The organism is Marinarcus sediminis (SeqCode) (assembly GCF_048571275.1).
GTDB lineage: Bacteria > Campylobacterota > Campylobacteria > Campylobacterales > Arcobacteraceae > Marinarcus > Marinarcus sediminis.
In genome coordinates, this window is record NZ_CP182357.1 from 1,518,650 (window position 1) to 1,534,010 (window position 15,361).

Annotated in this window: 15 protein-coding genes; 12 read left to right on the forward strand and 3 right to left on the reverse strand. The window is 33.1% G+C overall.

Translation table 11 applies throughout. The features are described from left to right. Positions 1 to 73 precede the first annotated feature (73 nt). From tig to folE, 12 genes are all read left to right on the forward strand, one after another. Positions 74 to 1,375, forward strand: coding sequence for a trigger factor (gene tig, locus ACNI3C_RS07625; protein ID WP_419769221.1), 1,302 nt, complete (start codon positions 74 to 76; stop codon positions 1,373 to 1,375). Between the two features lie 3 nt (positions 1,376 to 1,378). After that, positions 1,379 to 1,963, forward strand: a complete 585-nt coding sequence (clpP, locus tag ACNI3C_RS07630) for an ATP-dependent Clp endopeptidase proteolytic subunit ClpP (protein ID WP_419769222.1) — start codon at positions 1,379 to 1,381, stop codon at positions 1,961 to 1,963. Between the two features lies 1 nt (position 1,964). Continuing rightward, a complete protein-coding gene (gene def, locus ACNI3C_RS07635) occupies positions 1,965 to 2,495 on the forward strand; it encodes a peptide deformylase (RefSeq protein WP_419769223.1) in 531 nt (176 codons plus the stop codon). A gap of 110 nt (positions 2,496 to 2,605) precedes the next feature. Next, a complete protein-coding gene (locus ACNI3C_RS07640; protein WP_419769224.1) occupies positions 2,606 to 3,355 on the forward strand; it encodes a hypothetical protein in 750 nt (249 codons plus the stop codon). After that, positions 3,356 to 4,870 carry a YifB family Mg chelatase-like AAA ATPase gene (locus ACNI3C_RS07645; protein ID WP_419769225.1) on the forward strand — a complete coding sequence of 505 codons (1,515 nt, stop codon included), beginning with the start codon at positions 3,356 to 3,358 and terminating at the stop codon, positions 4,868 to 4,870. It abuts the gene before it with no gap. 77 nt (positions 4,871 to 4,947) lie between these two features. Beyond that, positions 4,948 to 5,619: a WG repeat-containing protein gene (locus ACNI3C_RS07650; RefSeq protein ID WP_419769226.1), complete on the forward strand. Its 672-nt coding sequence runs from the start codon at positions 4,948 to 4,950 to the stop codon at positions 5,617 to 5,619. Beyond that, entirely contained in the window at positions 5,619 to 6,500 is an 882-nt protein-coding gene (era, locus tag ACNI3C_RS07655) for a GTPase Era (protein WP_419769227.1), read from the forward strand. Before ACNI3C_RS07650 ends, era begins: the two co-directional genes overlap by 1 nt. A 68-nt stretch (positions 6,501 to 6,568) precedes the next feature. Then, the gene (locus ACNI3C_RS07660; protein WP_419769228.1) at positions 6,569 to 7,444 is read left to right on the forward strand and encodes a hypothetical protein; all 876 of its coding nucleotides are present in this window, start codon (positions 6,569 to 6,571) and stop codon (positions 7,442 to 7,444) included. After that, positions 7,413 to 8,096 carry a hypothetical protein gene (locus ACNI3C_RS07665; protein ID WP_419769229.1) on the forward strand — a complete coding sequence of 228 codons (684 nt, stop codon included), beginning with the start codon at positions 7,413 to 7,415 and terminating at the stop codon, positions 8,094 to 8,096. The genes ACNI3C_RS07660 and ACNI3C_RS07665 overlap by 32 nt, the downstream gene beginning before the upstream one ends. Continuing rightward, positions 8,080 to 9,480 (forward strand): GspE/PulE family protein, encoded by a 1,401-nt coding sequence (locus ACNI3C_RS07670; protein WP_419769230.1) that lies wholly within the window; start codon positions 8,080 to 8,082, stop codon positions 9,478 to 9,480. The genes ACNI3C_RS07665 and ACNI3C_RS07670 overlap by 17 nt, the downstream gene beginning before the upstream one ends. Then, complete coding sequence (locus ACNI3C_RS07675; protein WP_419769231.1) at positions 9,474 to 10,664, forward strand: type II secretion system F family protein; 1,191 nt, start codon at positions 9,474 to 9,476, stop codon at positions 10,662 to 10,664. The genes ACNI3C_RS07670 and ACNI3C_RS07675 overlap by 7 nt, the downstream gene beginning before the upstream one ends. Before the next feature lie 12 nt (positions 10,665 to 10,676). Next, complete coding sequence (gene folE / locus ACNI3C_RS07680; RefSeq protein ID WP_419769232.1) at positions 10,677 to 11,246, forward strand: GTP cyclohydrolase I FolE; 570 nt, start codon at positions 10,677 to 10,679, stop codon at positions 11,244 to 11,246. On the opposite strand, the gene ACNI3C_RS07685 is transcribed toward folE, so the two are convergent. The 3 genes from ACNI3C_RS07685 to ACNI3C_RS07695 are packed head-to-tail and all read right to left on the reverse strand — an operon-like array spanning position 11,236 to position 15,144. Further along, complete coding sequence (locus tag ACNI3C_RS07685; protein WP_419769233.1) at positions 11,236 to 12,564, reverse strand: PAS domain-containing sensor histidine kinase; 1,329 nt, start codon at positions 12,562 to 12,564, stop codon at positions 11,236 to 11,238. The genes folE and ACNI3C_RS07685 overlap by 11 nt on opposite strands. A 50-nt stretch (positions 12,565 to 12,614) precedes the next feature. Continuing rightward, a complete protein-coding gene (mgtE, locus tag ACNI3C_RS07690) occupies positions 12,615 to 13,964 on the reverse strand; it encodes a magnesium transporter (protein ID WP_419769234.1) in 1,350 nt (449 codons plus the stop codon). Positions 13,965 to 13,971: 7 nt separating this feature from the next. Continuing rightward, positions 13,972 to 15,144, reverse strand: a complete 1,173-nt coding sequence (locus ACNI3C_RS07695) for a peptidoglycan DD-metalloendopeptidase family protein (protein ID WP_419769235.1) — start codon at positions 15,142 to 15,144, stop codon at positions 13,972 to 13,974. Positions 15,145 to 15,361: the final 217 nt, after the last annotated feature.

Consider the following 15,361-nt stretch of genomic DNA (forward strand, 5'->3'; position numbering starts at 1 on the left):
ATGGTATTTTATTAAAGCTTTAGTAATAGTTAGATAAAATCACTAAAAATTTATAATAACGGAGTAAAATTCTATGGAATTTAATGCAAAAAAAATCGATTCAGCGAATGCGGTTATTACAAGTACAATCGCAAAAGAAGAGATCGAAAAAAATCTTAACAAAGTAGCTAAAGAAGCATCTAAGAATTTAAATGTTTCTGGATTTAGAAAAGGGAAAGTTCCTGTTGCTGTTGTTAAGGCAAGATATGGACAAAAATTAGAAGAAGATGCAACAAGTGAAGCTTTAAGAGTTTTATTTGCAGAAGCACTAAAAGAGTTAAACCTAACAAATGAAGATATGATTGGTGAACCAAACATCTCTAAATTTGATAAAAAAGAAGATGGGTCTATTGACGTTGAAGTTAAAGTCGCTTGTAGACCAACTATTGATTTAGGTGATTATAAAGCATTAGTTCCAGATGTAAAAACAAAAAAAGTGACTGAAAAAGAGATTGACGCAAGATTAACTCAAATCGCTTCATCTTCTGCTCCAGTTGAAAAATTAAAAAGAAAAAGAGCAGCAAAAGCAGACGATTATGCCGTGATTGACTTCGAAGGTTTTGTTGATGGTGTAGCATTTGAAGGTGGAAAAGCTGAAAAATATACATTACAATTGGGTTCAGGTTCATTTATTCCAGGTTTTGAAGATCAAGTTATCGGTATGAAATATGATGAGCAAAAAGATATTGTTGTTACATTCCCAAAAGAGTATCAAGCAGCAAACTTAGCAGGTAAAGAGGCAACATTTAAAGTGACATTACATGAGTTACAACAAAAAGGTGAACCGGTTATTGATGATGAGTTTGCTAAAAAAATGTTACCAAATGATGAAAATGCAAGTGTTGAAACATTAAAAGAAAAAATCAAAGAACAAATCAAAGCTGAAAAAACAAGTGTTTATTACAGAGAAGAGTTAAAACCAGCATATTTGGATAAATTGGTTGAAACATTAACCTTTGCACTTCCTGCAACGGTAGTAGACCAAGAGATTAACATGGCGTTAAACAGCAAAGTAAGAGCCATGAAAGAAGAAGAGATTAAAGCATTACAAGAAGATGCATCAAAAGTTGAAGCAATGAGAGATGAGCTAAAAGAAGATGCAAGTAAAAGTGTCAGAGCAACCTTTATTGTTGATGCTTTAGCTAAAGCTGAAGGTGTAGATGTAAGTGACCAAGAAGTTTCTCAAGTTATCTATTATGAAGCAATGCAAATGGGGCAAAATCCACAAGAAGCTTTAAAACAATATCAAGAAGCTGGTTATTTACCTGCTATTAAAATGTCTATGATTGAAGACAAAGTTATTACAAAACTATTAGATGAGAAATCAGGAAAATAAAACATGAGCTATATTCCATACGTTGTAGAAAAATCAGGTCGAGGTGAAAGAAGTTACGATATATATTCTAGACTTTTAAAAGATAGAATTATTATGTTAAGTGGTGAAATTAATGACCAAGTGTCGTCTACAATTGTGGCACAGTTATTATTTTTAGAAGCAGAAGATCCTGAAAAAGATATCTATTTGTATATAAACTCTCCGGGTGGAGTGATTACAAGTGGTATGTCGATTTATGATACGATGAACTATATTAAACCCGATGTTTCAACTATTTGTATTGGGCAAGCGGCATCAATGGGTGCTTTTTTACTCAGTTCTGGTGCAAAAGGGAAAAGATATTCTCTTCCAAACTCTCGAATTATGATTCATCAACCATTGGGTGGAGCACAAGGACAAGCAACCGATATTCAAATCCAAGCGCGTGAGATTCAAAGAATGAAAGAGATGCTGAACAAAATGATTGCTGAGCAAACAGGACAAAAACTCGAAGTGATTGAAAAAGACACAGACAGAGATAATTTCATGAGTGCCACTGAAGCAAAAGACTACGGGTTAGTCGATAAAGTTATTTTAAACCATAACTGATATGATCAGAGACGTTATTACTTATCCCAATCCACTGCTACGAAAAAAATCTGAAGATGTGGTGAAGTTCGATTCAGAACTTCACACTCTTTTAGATGATATGTACGAAACCATGATGGAGTTTTCGGGTGTGGGTTTAGCAGCGATTCAAGTGGCTGTTCCTTTAAATGTTTTGATTATTTGTTTACCCAATGAAGAGGATATTCAAGATAAAGAGAATTTAATTGAAGCAATTAATCCCAAAATCACACATAAAGATGGAATTCAAATTTTCACAGAAGGGTGTTTGAGTGTACCTGGATACAATGAAGATGTGAAACGTGCCCAACACATTAAGGTTGAATATTTTGATCGTGATGGCAATGCACAAAGCATGGAAGTAGAAGATTTCCTAGCAGTTGCATGGCAACATGAAATGGACCACTTAGAGGGACACCTTTTTATTGAAAACTTGTCTATCATTAAAAGAAAAAAGTTTGAAAAAGAGTGGAAGCGAAAACTCAAAGAAGAGAATAAAAAAACAACTCTGTAAAAAATTATTTTAAAATATCAAAAAAGTAACAATATAAGTGTGAATTAATCAAAAAACGTTTATAATTTTTAATACATATATGAATGGATTATTTAATATAGGAGAAATTTGTGATAAAAAAGATTATGCACTCTACACTGACGTCTGTAAAGCATAAAAAGTGGTTACTTTTTAAAACACTTCTCCCTCATGTAATTTTATTGGTTCTTTTGGATTTTATGACAAAGGCATATCTGCCTTTGGTTTTAAACAAAGAAGCCACCAGTGCTGAACTTTTTTATGCAGTATCCTCTATATTGCTAACGTTTATTGTCTCTGTGAGTATTGCGGTTAAAACACATCGAGTACTGCTCTTAAATGAAGATGGTTTGCATGGTTTAGAATTCTCTCGATTTAAGTATCGTGAACTCTCTTTTTTATTCACTTCAATTTTATTGGGGCTGATTACAGGAGGGATTATTTTTATCTTCACGTTTATTTTTGCTGTGTTCAAAATGGTCATAATAGGCAGTGTGATTGGTGTTGTTCTTGCATTGGTTATTGTTTCACGTTTAACCATTGTTTTGCCAAGTATCGCTGTGGACAAAAAAATGAGTTTTAAAGAGGCTTGGAACTTGACAAAAGAGTTTAAATGGATGAGTTTTTATGTGATCATTCTTTTCCCTACTCTCTTTTGTTTTATTGTAACGCTTGTATATGGATATATCATTAACTATCTCTCTTTATTTTTAGGCATAAACTTAGATGTTTTTTATGTTTTTCTTAATCTTTTATTGTCGATATTTGTTATCAGTGCATTGTCGGTCATGTACAGTCATATCCATTCAAAAATGGCCATGGAAAAAACAGAAGGCCAATAGATGAAACGCTTAAAGTGTGCTTCTCTTGATGGATTGGATGCAATAAGCGTAGATGTAGAAGCAACCTTTACAAAAGGGCTTCCCTCCTTCTCGATTGTGGGACTTGGAACGGGTGCCATTCAAGAGTCGCGTGATCGAATTAAATCGGCACTTTTGACCAATGACTTTAAATTTCCTCCCAAAAAAATTACCATTAACCTCTCTCCCAGTGAAATTGCCAAAAGTGGTTCCCAATTTGATCTCTCTATTGCTTTACTTATTGCACTTAATGAGGAGAAAAATGTTACGTTTGATGACTTTTATGTTTTTGGAGAAGTGGGCTTAGATGGAAAACTCAAAGACACCAGTTCGATATTCATTTTAATACTCTCCCTTTCACAAGCTGGCTTGCTTAAAAATGTTGTAATACCCAAAGAATCAGTTGAAAAAGTTTCAAAAATTCCTAATATAAATATTTATGCCTTAAGTACTCTCAATGATACATGTGATTTTTTTCGCTTCAATTCAAAAGAGGAAAAAAGAGTTAAAAACAGTGATTTTGCCTACAATTTTATAGAGATAAATCAAAAAAAGTATTACTATTTAAGTGAGTTTGCACTTGATTACAAAGATGTTAAAGGGCAAGAGATTGCCAAAAGAGCCTCGTTAATTGCAGCAGCAGGAAATCACAATATTCTTTTTGAAGGCAGTCCAGGCTGTGGAAAATCGATGATAACCAAACGACTGCGATATATTATGCCTCCTATGAGTTTAGAAGAGATTTTGGAAAAAGCCAAGTTAGAATCGTTTGATGCCAAAGAGCCACAGTTTAATCCCTTACGCGTTTATCGAAGTCCACATCATACCTCTACGCGTGCTTCAATTTTTGGTGGAGGAACGAGCAGTGCCAAAATAGGGGAGGTGGCTTTAAGCAATAACGGTTTGCTTTTTTTCGATGAGTTGCCTCATTTTGGCAAAACCATTTTAGAAGCGTTACGTGAGCCACTAGAAGATTACACCATTTTAATCAGTCGAGTCAATTCAAAAGTGAACTATTTCACAAAATTTATGTTTGTGGCTGCACAAAATCCTTGTCCTTGTGGAAACTTGCTCAGTTCCAAAAAAGAGTGTCGATGTAACGAATTAGAGATTAACCGATATAAAAACAGACTCTCTGAACCTTTTTTAGACCGAATCGATCTGTTTGTGACCATGAATGAAAATTCTCCACAAGATGGCTCAACTGTAAATTCGAAACAGTTGCATCAAAAAGTGATTGCTGCTTTTGGTATGCAAAAACACAGAATGCAAAACGACTTAAATGGAAAACTTAACGACGAAATGTTAAGCAAAGTGTGTTTTTTAAGCAGTGAGTGTGAATACATTTTGAATAAAGCCATTGAAAATCTTAATCTCTCTTTTAGAAGTATCAATAAAATCAAAAAAGTTGCACGTACCATTGCTGATTTAGAACAATCTTCACTGATAGAAAAGGTGCATTTGTTGGAGGCGTTAAGTTATAGAAGGCGAACTTAGTAAGAGTTCATTTACGCAAGGTTTTAGCATTATTTGGCTAGAATCAACACCTTAATGGTATATAGAAGGAAGTTGATATGAAATATCTATTTGCGCTATTTTTAGTTCTGTTTGTTTGTGGTTGCAGCAGTAAAGTTGCTGTTGTAAAAATTGCCAATAATGAAGCATTACTCTCTGAAAATGGTGAGGTGATAACCAATGCAAAATATGAGATGTTATTCAAATTTAATGACAAATTTTATAAAACATTAAAAAATGGGAAATTTGGAATAATCAAAGTTAACGCAGAAGAGGTTTTAAAACCCATTTATGACTCTATTTCAAACGAATATAATGGCCATGCCATCATTGAATTAAATGGAAAATTTGGTTTGGTTGATTCCAATTTTGACGAACGTATTAAACCACAATATGAGTACATCAATGATATTAACGACAATTTTTTAATTGTAAAGTATAAAAAAGTGGGTTGTGTTGATTATGATAATAATATTTTATTGGATTATAAATACGATATGATTTACCCTTTTCATGAAGGTTTAGCCAGAGTTGAAAATGGTGGAAAATTTGGTTTTATTGATGAGTCCTGTCAAGAAGTGGTTAAACCTATTTATGATTATGCTGGCGATTTTTACAATGGCTATGCAAAAATAAAACTTAATGATAAATACAGTTTTATTAACAGAAATACAGAAAAAATATCCGAAGTAGATTTGGATAATGTTGAAAATTTTAAAGGAAATTATTAATGACAAAATGTGGATATGTTTCAGTTATAGGACGTCCAAATGCAGGTAAAAGTTCACTCTTAAATTGGCTTGTTGGAGAAAAAATTGCCATGGTTTCACACAAAGCCAATGCAACCAGAAAACGATCAAATATCATTGTAATGCACAATGATGATCAAATTGTTTTTATAGATACTCCAGGACTTCATGAAACAGAAAAGTTGTTAAATCAATTTATGCTTGATGAAGCGTTAAAAGCGATGGGGGATTGCGATTTAATTTTGTTTTTAGCCCCCGTTACAGACAGAGTGAAATATTATGAAGAGTTTTTAGAAAAAAACAAAAAAAACATCAAACACATACTTTTATTAACAAAAATAGACAACGTCACCAATGAAGAGATGTTGGCTAAAATGACAGAGTATGAAGCTTACAACGACAAATATGAAGCAGTCATTCCTGTGTCAATTAAAAAAGGGACAAAACATTCTGATATTTTAAATGATGTGGTCAAACATTTGCCAGAACACCCCTATTTATTTGACCCAGAAATTTTAACAACAGAGCATTTACGTGATATTTATAAAGAGTTTATTCGTGAATCGATTTTTGAAAACATTTCAGATGAAATTCCTTATGAAACCGATGTTTTAATCAATAAAGTTGAAGAGAAAGATAATGTTGATGTGATAAAAGCTACCATCATTGTTCAAAAAAGTACCCAAAAAGGAATGATTATTGGGAAAGGGGCAACGGCAATTAAACGAATTGGGAAAGATGCCCGATTGAAAATTGAAAAGTTAAGTGGCAAAAAAGTCTATTTAGAACTTTTTGTTTCGGTGAAAAAAGGGTGGACTAAAAATAAACAAGGCCTTAAAGATTTGGGATACGATGTTGAATAAAATGTAACACTAAAGTTACATTTAAATGTTAGCTTGTTATAATCTGTTATCAAAAATAGGTTATAACTGTGAAAACGACACATATTGTTTCATTAGAAGAACTTAATACCCTTACCGTAGATGTGAGTGAATCCATCTTAGATGAACTGCTTTTAGAGTTTGCATATACCCATTTTGAACAACATAAAATGCCTTTAAATCATACTCATAAGATTTTTTCCTCTTATTTGCCTTTGAGTCAGCAATACTTTTTTTGTGCCTTTGCATCAAAAAATAATGAAGAGGTCATTGCTCCTTATGTGTTAAGTTCATTTTATTTAAATCAAATCCAATGCAATACCACCGATGTTTTTATTTTAGATAATTTTTTTGCTTTGTATCAAAATGGGAAACTGCTCTATTTTAAACTCTTAAAAGAGTTGGTACTCAAACATGAAATAACAAACTTTATTCAAAAGAGTTTGCAACTGAAACTTGATAATATCTACGAAATCAGCGAAAGTGATTTTAAACACTATCAAACACTTTTTTTACAAGAAGAATCCAAACTTGAAAAATTTGACTCTATTGCCCATCAAAAAAGAACACATCTAAAACGATTCGTTTTTTACAATACGCTTATTTTTTTCTGTTTATGCGGATATTTCTTTTTTTATGATTTTATCAATACTCAAAACATGGCACCACAAAGCTCATTTACTCCACTAAAGCAAAAAAAGTCTTTAACGCTTCCTTTGACCAAATTATTTCAAAATATCAATACCTATGGTTTAAAACTTATTAATGTTGAAGTGAATAACAAAACCATTACATTAAAACTCTCTCACTCACATAAAATGACCTTGATTGAATTTATGAAACTCTATGCTTCAACAATCGAAAACATCTCTTATAATACAAAGGAGAATCAGTATGAACTTACCGCAACGCTTAAATTTACTTGAGAATAATCTGCTGCTTTTAAGTCCAATAAGAAGGGCAGAGTTATATTTGTTGCCTTTTATGATTGCTCTTTTAATTCTCTATAATTTTCCTAAAACTGTCGATGCTTCTATAAATATCAATAAAAAAGCAACAGTTGTAAACGTGGATGAGTTTCAATTTATGAAAGATATGAATCACTTTTTAAAACAAGAACAGCTCACGCTTATGTCCTTAAAACAGAACAATCAAAAATACCTCTTTACATTGGAAGGAGACTTTAAAAATTTAATGCATTTTGTGAATTTTTGTGAGCATTATAAAAGTGTCAATACCATTGAACGGTTACTCTTCAAATCTACTTCGGATGCTCTTATTAAAAGCATGACTATTGAGTTTGAATTTGAAAAAGATGTTTACAATACCACAGAAAGCAGTACCATTTTAAGTGCGATTAATCGCTTATCAAACCCTTTTGAAAGCAATGGCAAAACCAGCAGAAAAAAGTTATATGCAATTGTGGATGATGAAGCCTTAATTGGGGAACAATGGTTAAAAGTCAACGATGCGTTGGGTGAGTTAACCGTTGAGAAAATTGATTTAAACCAAGTAAGGCTAAGAAGTAAAAACAATGAGATAACAACATTGGAGTTATACGATGAATCTCTTAAATGAGCAGAGTATTGATTATGATTTTTTATATGAATTTGATGTGAACCTGTTAAAGCAAAATCAATTTATTCCCATTATTAAAGATGATTTTTTGATTGTAGTAGCAGTGACACATGATTCAAATTTGGAATATTTGAGTCTTAAATATCATCTTCCTCTTAAAAAAATAGAGGTTACATTAAGTGAAATTTTATTTGTTTTAGAAGAGTTGCCAAGAAAAAAGAGCATCTACTCAAACTATATAAAATCGCTTGGCATCAGTGACTACTCCTCTTCTTATATTGGCAATTTTGTGGATGATTTGATTGCTTTTGCTTTGGACAAAAACAGCAGTGATATTCATATTGAAACCCAACAAGAGTCTGTTCGTATACGTTTTCGTATTGATGGTTTGTTACACCATTTTTTTATGTTCGATTTGGCGTTTTATACGGTCATCAGTTCTGTGATTAAACTTCTGTCTTCTTTGGATATTACACAAAGAAGAAAACCACAAAATGGACGATTCAGTAAAACCATAAAGAACCGAGTTTTTGATTTCAGAGTCTCCATTATGCCCACCATTCATGGAGAATCCATTGTTATTCGAATTTTGGATAAAAAGAGTGTCAATAAAAGTTTGAACAACTTGGGGTTTGAAAAAGAGATGTTGGCTTCTATTAAAGAGTGTATAGGCTTTTCTCAAGGATTGATTCTTATAACAGGACCTACGGGAAGTGGGAAAACCACAACTCTTTACTCCATACTTAAAGAGCTCAACAGCGTGAACAAAAAGATTATTACCATTGAAGATCCTGTTGAATATCAAATAAAAAACATTCAACAAGTTGCCATTAACAGTGAAATAAATTTGGGTTTTGTTGAAGTGTTAAAAGATGTACTCAGACAAGACCCTGATATTTTGATGATCGGTGAAATTCGTGACATAGAGTCTTTAAAAATTGCTATACAAGCCTCTCTTACAGGCCATTTAGTTTTGGCAACACTGCATGCCAATGATTCTATTTCAACCATTAATAGGCTCTTAGACCTACAAGCAGAGCCTTTTTTAATTGCTTCAACACTGAAAGCGGTTATTTCTCAAAGATTGGTTCTGAAACTGTGCGAATCATGTAAAAAAGAGACGCTATTTAATGGGGTTAAGAGTTTTGAGCCACACGCTTGCCCTGAGTGTAATTTGAGTGGTTTTAAAGGCAGATTGATGTTAAATGAGATTCTGCTTATAGATGAAACCATGGCTTCCATGATTGCAAAATCCACTTCTACGTTTGAAATAATTAACCATGCCAAAAAACTTGGATTTAAAAAGTTGCATGATAATGGCATAGAAAAAGTCAAACAAGGGTTGACTACCTTGGCAGAAGTTTATAAGGTGACCAAGTGTTAAGTGCGTATAAAATAAAATATCAAGAAGAGGGGAAAATTAAAAGCAAGATTCTCTCTTACGAAGAGTTTGAAGCGGAAAAAGCACACTTAAATATTTTAAGTGTACAGAAGGTGAAAAAAAGAACTTTCACGTGGCGACAAAGGGTAACGACTAAAGAGATATTACATTTTTTCAGTGAATTAAACATCATGCTACAAGCGAATATTCTTTTCAGCGATGCGCTGAATATTTTATATAAAAACAGTCATAATGAGACCTTACAAGAGATTATTTTGGTGATATTAAAATCGGTACAAAATGGAAAACAGCTTGACCTTGAACTCTCAAAATACAGAAGTGTCTTAGGTTCTTTGCCTTTGGCTTTTTTTAAAATTGCACAAAATAATGGCAACTTAAAATCGGCAATGAACTCTTTGGTATTGATTTTAGAGAACCTACAACAAAGCAAAGAACTTCTGTTTAATGCTTTACGTTATCCTATGATTTTATTGGTTTCCCTTTTTGCTTTGATTCTTTTTTGTTTCTATTTTATTATTCCAAAGTTTGAGTATTTGTTTATACAGTATGAGACAACTTTGCCTTTAGCAACTAAGATACTTTTAGGGCTGAAAGATTTTTTACATCACTACTTTTTGTTTGTTTTAGTGGGAGTGGTTTTGACTGTTTTTTATTGCCTCAATCGGTATAAACATCTCTATACTTTTCGGTATAAAATAGACAAGTGGATGATATTAAAAATTCCCATAGTAAGCAAACTGCTCTTTTTTATCGCGTTTCAGCAATTCTTTTTGTGTGTAAAAATTCTTCTTGAAGACAAACATAAATTCCAAAGTGCACTGTTGCATTCAAAAATTTTGATTAATAATTGTTATCTGGGTGAAAAGCTAAAAATCATAAATCAGCAAATTCAAAGTGGAAAACCAATATTATACGCCTTTGAGAACTCTTTTTTATTTGATGATATGACACTAAGATTGATCAGTGTTGGCGAGCAAAGTAATGCTTTGGATATCACCATCAATGAGATTGAAAAGATTTACAAAAAAAGATTAAACGATTCATTTAAAACCTTTACCACATACATAGAGCCAACTTTCTTTGTACTTATATCAGCTATTGTTGTTTGGATTATGTTGGCTATTTTTATGCCTGTGTGGAATTTGGGTGAAACAATGAACTTCTAAAAGGTAAAGAGTATGGACAATAAAAAATTTGAAGATTCAATAAAAAATATTTTAGAACATATTGGTGAAGATGTTAATCGAGAAGGATTGATTGATACTCCAGCGCGTGTACGAAAAGCCATGGAATTTATGTGCAGTGGTTACAAAGAAGATCCTAAAGAGATTATTCAAAAAGCCCTTTTTCATTCAACCAATGATGAGATGGTTGTGGTGAAAGATATTGAGTTTTATTCGCATTGTGAACATCATATGCTTCCTATTATTGGGAAAGTCCATGTGGCATATATTCCTGATGGAAAAGTAGTGGGGTTAAGCAAAATTCCACGCGTGGTGAATGTATTTGCCAGAAGATTACAAATTCAAGAGCAACTCACGGAACAAATTGCCGATGCGTTAAATGAGCATTTAAAACCAAAAGGTGTTGCTGTGGTTGTGGATGCACGACACATGTGTATGGAGATGCGTGGGGTTGAAAAAATTTGTTCAACGACAGTCACGTCTGCTTTGAGAGGTATTTTTAAAAAAGAGAAAAAAACAAAAGATGAATTTTTGTCTATTATCTCTTCTTCTTTTATGAAATAGTGTTGTGGGGCAGAGTAATAATAAATTTTGCTCCCAAATACTCTCTGTCTCCATAGTTTAAGTAAGAATTCATCACTTCAATTTTGCCATTCATGTGTCGGCTGATGATTTCGTCACTCATATACAAACCAATACCTGTACCTTGATTTTTTGTTTTGGTTGTAAAATAGGGATCAAAGACTTTTTCAATAATTTCTTGTTCAATGCCACCCCCGGTATCACTGATGGTAATACAAATTTCTTTCTCATTTTTTTTCATTTCAATACGAATGAGTTTATTATCTTGAGTTTGGGCTAAGGCATCAATGGCATTATTGATCAAATTAATAATCACTTGAATAAACTCATTTTCAAGACCATAAATAGAGACATCAAAAAGGTTTTTTTCAATTTGAATGTGGCTTGTTCGAAGTCTGCTGTATAACAATTCAAATGATTTTTCAATGCTTTGTTTAATATTAAAGGGCACTTTTTTCGGGTTTTTATCAAAAAACTTTCTAAAATCATCGATGGTATTAGAGAGATATTGTGAATGATTGTTAATGATTTTCATAGAGTCTAAAATATATTCATCGTCCAAATCATCCATCTCTTTTTTAACTTCAATGCCTGTTGCGATGGTTGAAATGGTTGAAAGAGGTTGTCTCCATTGATGAGCAATATTTTCAATCATCTCTCCCAATGCTGCCATTTTTGATTGATGAATAATGAGTTTATTTTTTTTGTCAAGTTCTGTAATATCCAACGCAGAAGAGATAATGGTTCGTTTATTGTCTTTAATGCCAAAAGGTGCTGAGTTAAAGTGCCACACAATGGCTTCATTGGATTTTGTATAAATAGTGACAAGACCACTGTCTACTCTGCTGTTAATGGCATATAAATTCTCAATGATGCTTTTGATTTCTGAAGCTTTGTTTTTATATGCTTTGTTTGTCCACTTTTCAATGGTATCAATCTCTTCAAAACTGTATCCTGTGAGTTCTAGCCAAGCTTTGTTGATAATTAAAACTTCTCCCTCTTCATTATAGACCATTATGGGAGTTGGAGATTCTTGAATAATGGTTTCAAAATCTTTTTTTTGTTCTTCTAGGTGTTTGTTGAGTTTTTGCTCTTTTTTGAAAAATCGATGAATCAAAATATAGATAAGCAAAGAGGTTGTGGAGACAAAAAACCAACCTTTTATGGTTTGTAACGTATTGATTGTCTCTGGATTTTGTGAAATAAGCCCAACGACATAATCGGATGTGGAAATCCATACGATACTCAATATTAAGTAAATAATGGCGATTTTAAAAGCGGGCGAAAATGAATTTAGCATAAATGAGGTACTCAATTTTTCTTTTATTATACTCTTTTTGTATAAAAAAATTATAATAAAATAATTTTAGCCAAACCAAGAAAGCTAAAGAAACCAACAATATCGGTTACGGTTGTCAGCAATACCGTACTTCCTACTGCTGGATCGATGTTGAGTTTTTTCAGTAGAAGCGGAATGGATGCTCCAAAAAAACCTGCACTGAACATATTGATTATCATTGACAGACCAATGACAACTCCCAACATGGGCGTAGAGAACCAAAAAGAGGCTACAAGCCCCATTAAAAGAGCAAAAACAAAACCGTTGAAGATGGAGATTAAAACCTCTTTTTTGACCGCATCTTTGCTGTTCTCATAATCGATTTCTCTTAAGGCTAACTGTCTGACCATAACGGCTAAGGTTTGTGTTCCCGCATTTCCACCCATAGAAGCAACAATGGGCATCAAAATTGCTAATGCCACATATTGTTGAATGGTTGCATCAAAAAGGCCAATCACCAAAGAGGCTAAAATGGCTGTTCCTAAATTGATAAAAAGCCAAATGGCTCTTTTTTTTGCTGTGGTGAAAGTATTGTCAGCGTGCTCAAACTCTTCATTAACCCCTGCTAATTGGTAAATTTGTTCCGTGGCATTTTGTTCAATAACATCGATGATATCATCGGAAGTAATACGCCCAATAAGCATACCTTGGTAACCCACAACCGCCACAACGTTTAAGTCATATTGTTCAAAAAACTTTGCAACACTGTCAATGTCTTCATCGTCTTGAACTTTAAACGGTTTATGTTTATTTTCGTCTTCACTTAAAATATCGGCATAGGTTTTGTCAAAGTTAAAAATAATTAAATCTTCCAGTGAGATGGAAGCGAGTAATGTTTTGTCATTGTTTACAATAAAAACTTGATGAATGTTTTCAATGGCATCTTGATCTTTTAATTGCTTTAATCGAAGGATTGAGTCTCCAATCTTTTCATCAATATTCGCAGAAAAAAGCTCGGTTTGCATATACGCACCAGCTTCATCATTTTCATAACGTTTAAGCCAATTGATCTCTTGTTGGTCTTCTTCTTCAAGTCCTTCAAAAATCTCTTTGGCTTTGGCTTTATCTAACTCTTCAATCTCTTGAATAATATCGGTTTGATCATCCGAATCAAGTTCATCAACGGCATCGGTTAATTGAGCAATAGAGAGTTCACCATAGGCATCTTCTCGTAAGTTATCAGGCAGTTCAAGAATAACTTCCCCTAAGATTTCATCGGGCAGTTGTTTTAAAACAAAATAAAAATCGTCGGAACTGGTTTTGTATATTTTTTTAAGAGAATAGGCAATGTCACTTGGGTGCAAACTGTCGATTTTATCTAAAAGTTCGTTGGGCTCTTTGATATAATCTTCGGTTTGCATCTGTATCCTAGACTTCAGCGTTAAGTTTTGATTGTTTGTCTATCTTTGTAATATTTAAAGGTTCAGGTCTGCTTTTGATGGTCTCTAATAAGTCTTGTGAGAGTGCTTTTGCATAAAGAATAAATTGTTGTTTTTGTTTTCCTTTTAACTCATTCTTGGTGACTCGAATAATTTTACTTGGATTGATGGCACGTCCATTTTTATACAATCCAAAGTGTAAATGTGGCCCCGTACTCACACCTGTACTTCCAACATAGCCAATCAGTGTGCCTTGTTTGACCCATTTACCAGGTCGAATACCCGCAGCAAATTTAGACATATGTCCGTAAAGAGATTTATAATTGCCTTCATGTTTGATTTCAACGGTTTTTCCGTATCCCCCTTTTCTTCCTTCAAAAACAACTCTTCCCGAAGCTGCTGCATAGATTTTTCGTCCAGCTGGTGCGGCATAATCAATACCTAAGTGTGCACGGTATCTTTTTAACACCGGATGCCATCGTTTGTAGGTAAATCGGTCTGATATTCTTTTGTAAGCAACAGGTACTGTCATAAAAAAGCTTGTCAGTGTTCTTCCTTTTTCATCATAATATCGTCCATCCGCTTCATTTTTAAAAATGTAAGTTTGTTTGTTTCTGATTTCAATCAAAGCGGCTTCAATATTGGGTGTTCCATAATACTCTCCCATTCGGATTCTTTGAGTATATTTAATGGCAATGTTATCACCTTTTCGCATCTGTTTAAAATTGGCCAAACGTTTAAAAGAACGTGCAAACTCATTCGCCAATGCTTGATTGGAGGTGGCATCTAAAATATCTTGATATGGAGAGTAATGAACGGGTATTGAGATGGTTTGTGTTACCTCTTGAAATGCGATAGGGGTAGTTGTAAAGAGGAATTCTCCTTTTTCTTTATACAGATGCAGTTGCATCTCTTCTGAAATAGGAATTAAAACTTGTAAGAGCTCATTGTTTTCGCCTCTTAACTCTTGGTAGTTGACTCCTGCAACAATTTCAGAACACAACTCACGGTCATTTTTTTCTAAATTAAAATATAACTCTTGAGGTATATTATTGTCTTGCAAAAATGTTAAAAAGGTATCCCCTTTTTTCCAAGGCAGTTCTTTGAGTTCAGCACCAAAAACAGTCGTTATGATAAGCAGTAGGGTATAGATGATTCTCACAATTCTCTTCTTTACTTAAAAATTATGGTAACCATTATACATAAAAAACTTTCATTGATTTGTATAATCAATAAAAAAAGTGCGAAAAATCGAACTAAAATTACATATATAATCAAATATTAAGAAATGGGTTATAAGGTGGCCCTTTTTCTTCTTCTTTTTTATGATTTGTTAATACACTTTTAGATAAAATCGCTTAATTTTAAGACAACAATAT

What these genes read in the sequence shown, in the direction of transcription:
- tig (WP_419769221.1), top strand. Translation starts at nt 74, where the DNA reads ATGGAATTTAATGCAAAAAAAATCGATTCAGCGAATGCGGTTATTACA.
- clpP (WP_419769222.1), top strand. Translation starts at nt 1,379, where the DNA reads ATGAGCTATATTCCATACGTTGTAGAAAAATCAGGTCGAGGTGAAAGA.
- def (WP_419769223.1), top strand. Translation starts at nt 1,965, where the DNA reads ATGATCAGAGACGTTATTACTTATCCCAATCCACTGCTACGAAAAAAA.
- ACNI3C_RS07645 (WP_419769225.1), top strand. Translation starts at nt 3,356, where the DNA reads ATGAAACGCTTAAAGTGTGCTTCTCTTGATGGATTGGATGCAATAAGC.
- ACNI3C_RS07650 (WP_419769226.1), top strand. Translation starts at nt 4,948, where the DNA reads ATGAAATATCTATTTGCGCTATTTTTAGTTCTGTTTGTTTGTGGTTGC.
- era (WP_419769227.1), top strand. Translation starts at nt 5,619, where the DNA reads ATGACAAAATGTGGATATGTTTCAGTTATAGGACGTCCAAATGCAGGT.
- ACNI3C_RS07665 (WP_419769229.1), top strand. Translation starts at nt 7,413, where the DNA reads ATGAACTTACCGCAACGCTTAAATTTACTTGAGAATAATCTGCTGCTT.
- ACNI3C_RS07670 (WP_419769230.1), top strand. Translation starts at nt 8,080, where the DNA reads ATGAATCTCTTAAATGAGCAGAGTATTGATTATGATTTTTTATATGAA.
- folE (WP_419769232.1), top strand. Translation starts at nt 10,677, where the DNA reads ATGGACAATAAAAAATTTGAAGATTCAATAAAAAATATTTTAGAACAT.
- ACNI3C_RS07685 (WP_419769233.1), bottom strand. Translation starts at nt 12,564, where the DNA reads ATGCTAAATTCATTTTCGCCCGCTTTTAAAATCGCCATTATTTACTTA.
- mgtE (WP_419769234.1), bottom strand. Translation starts at nt 13,964, where the DNA reads ATGCAAACCGAAGATTATATCAAAGAGCCCAACGAACTTTTAGATAAA.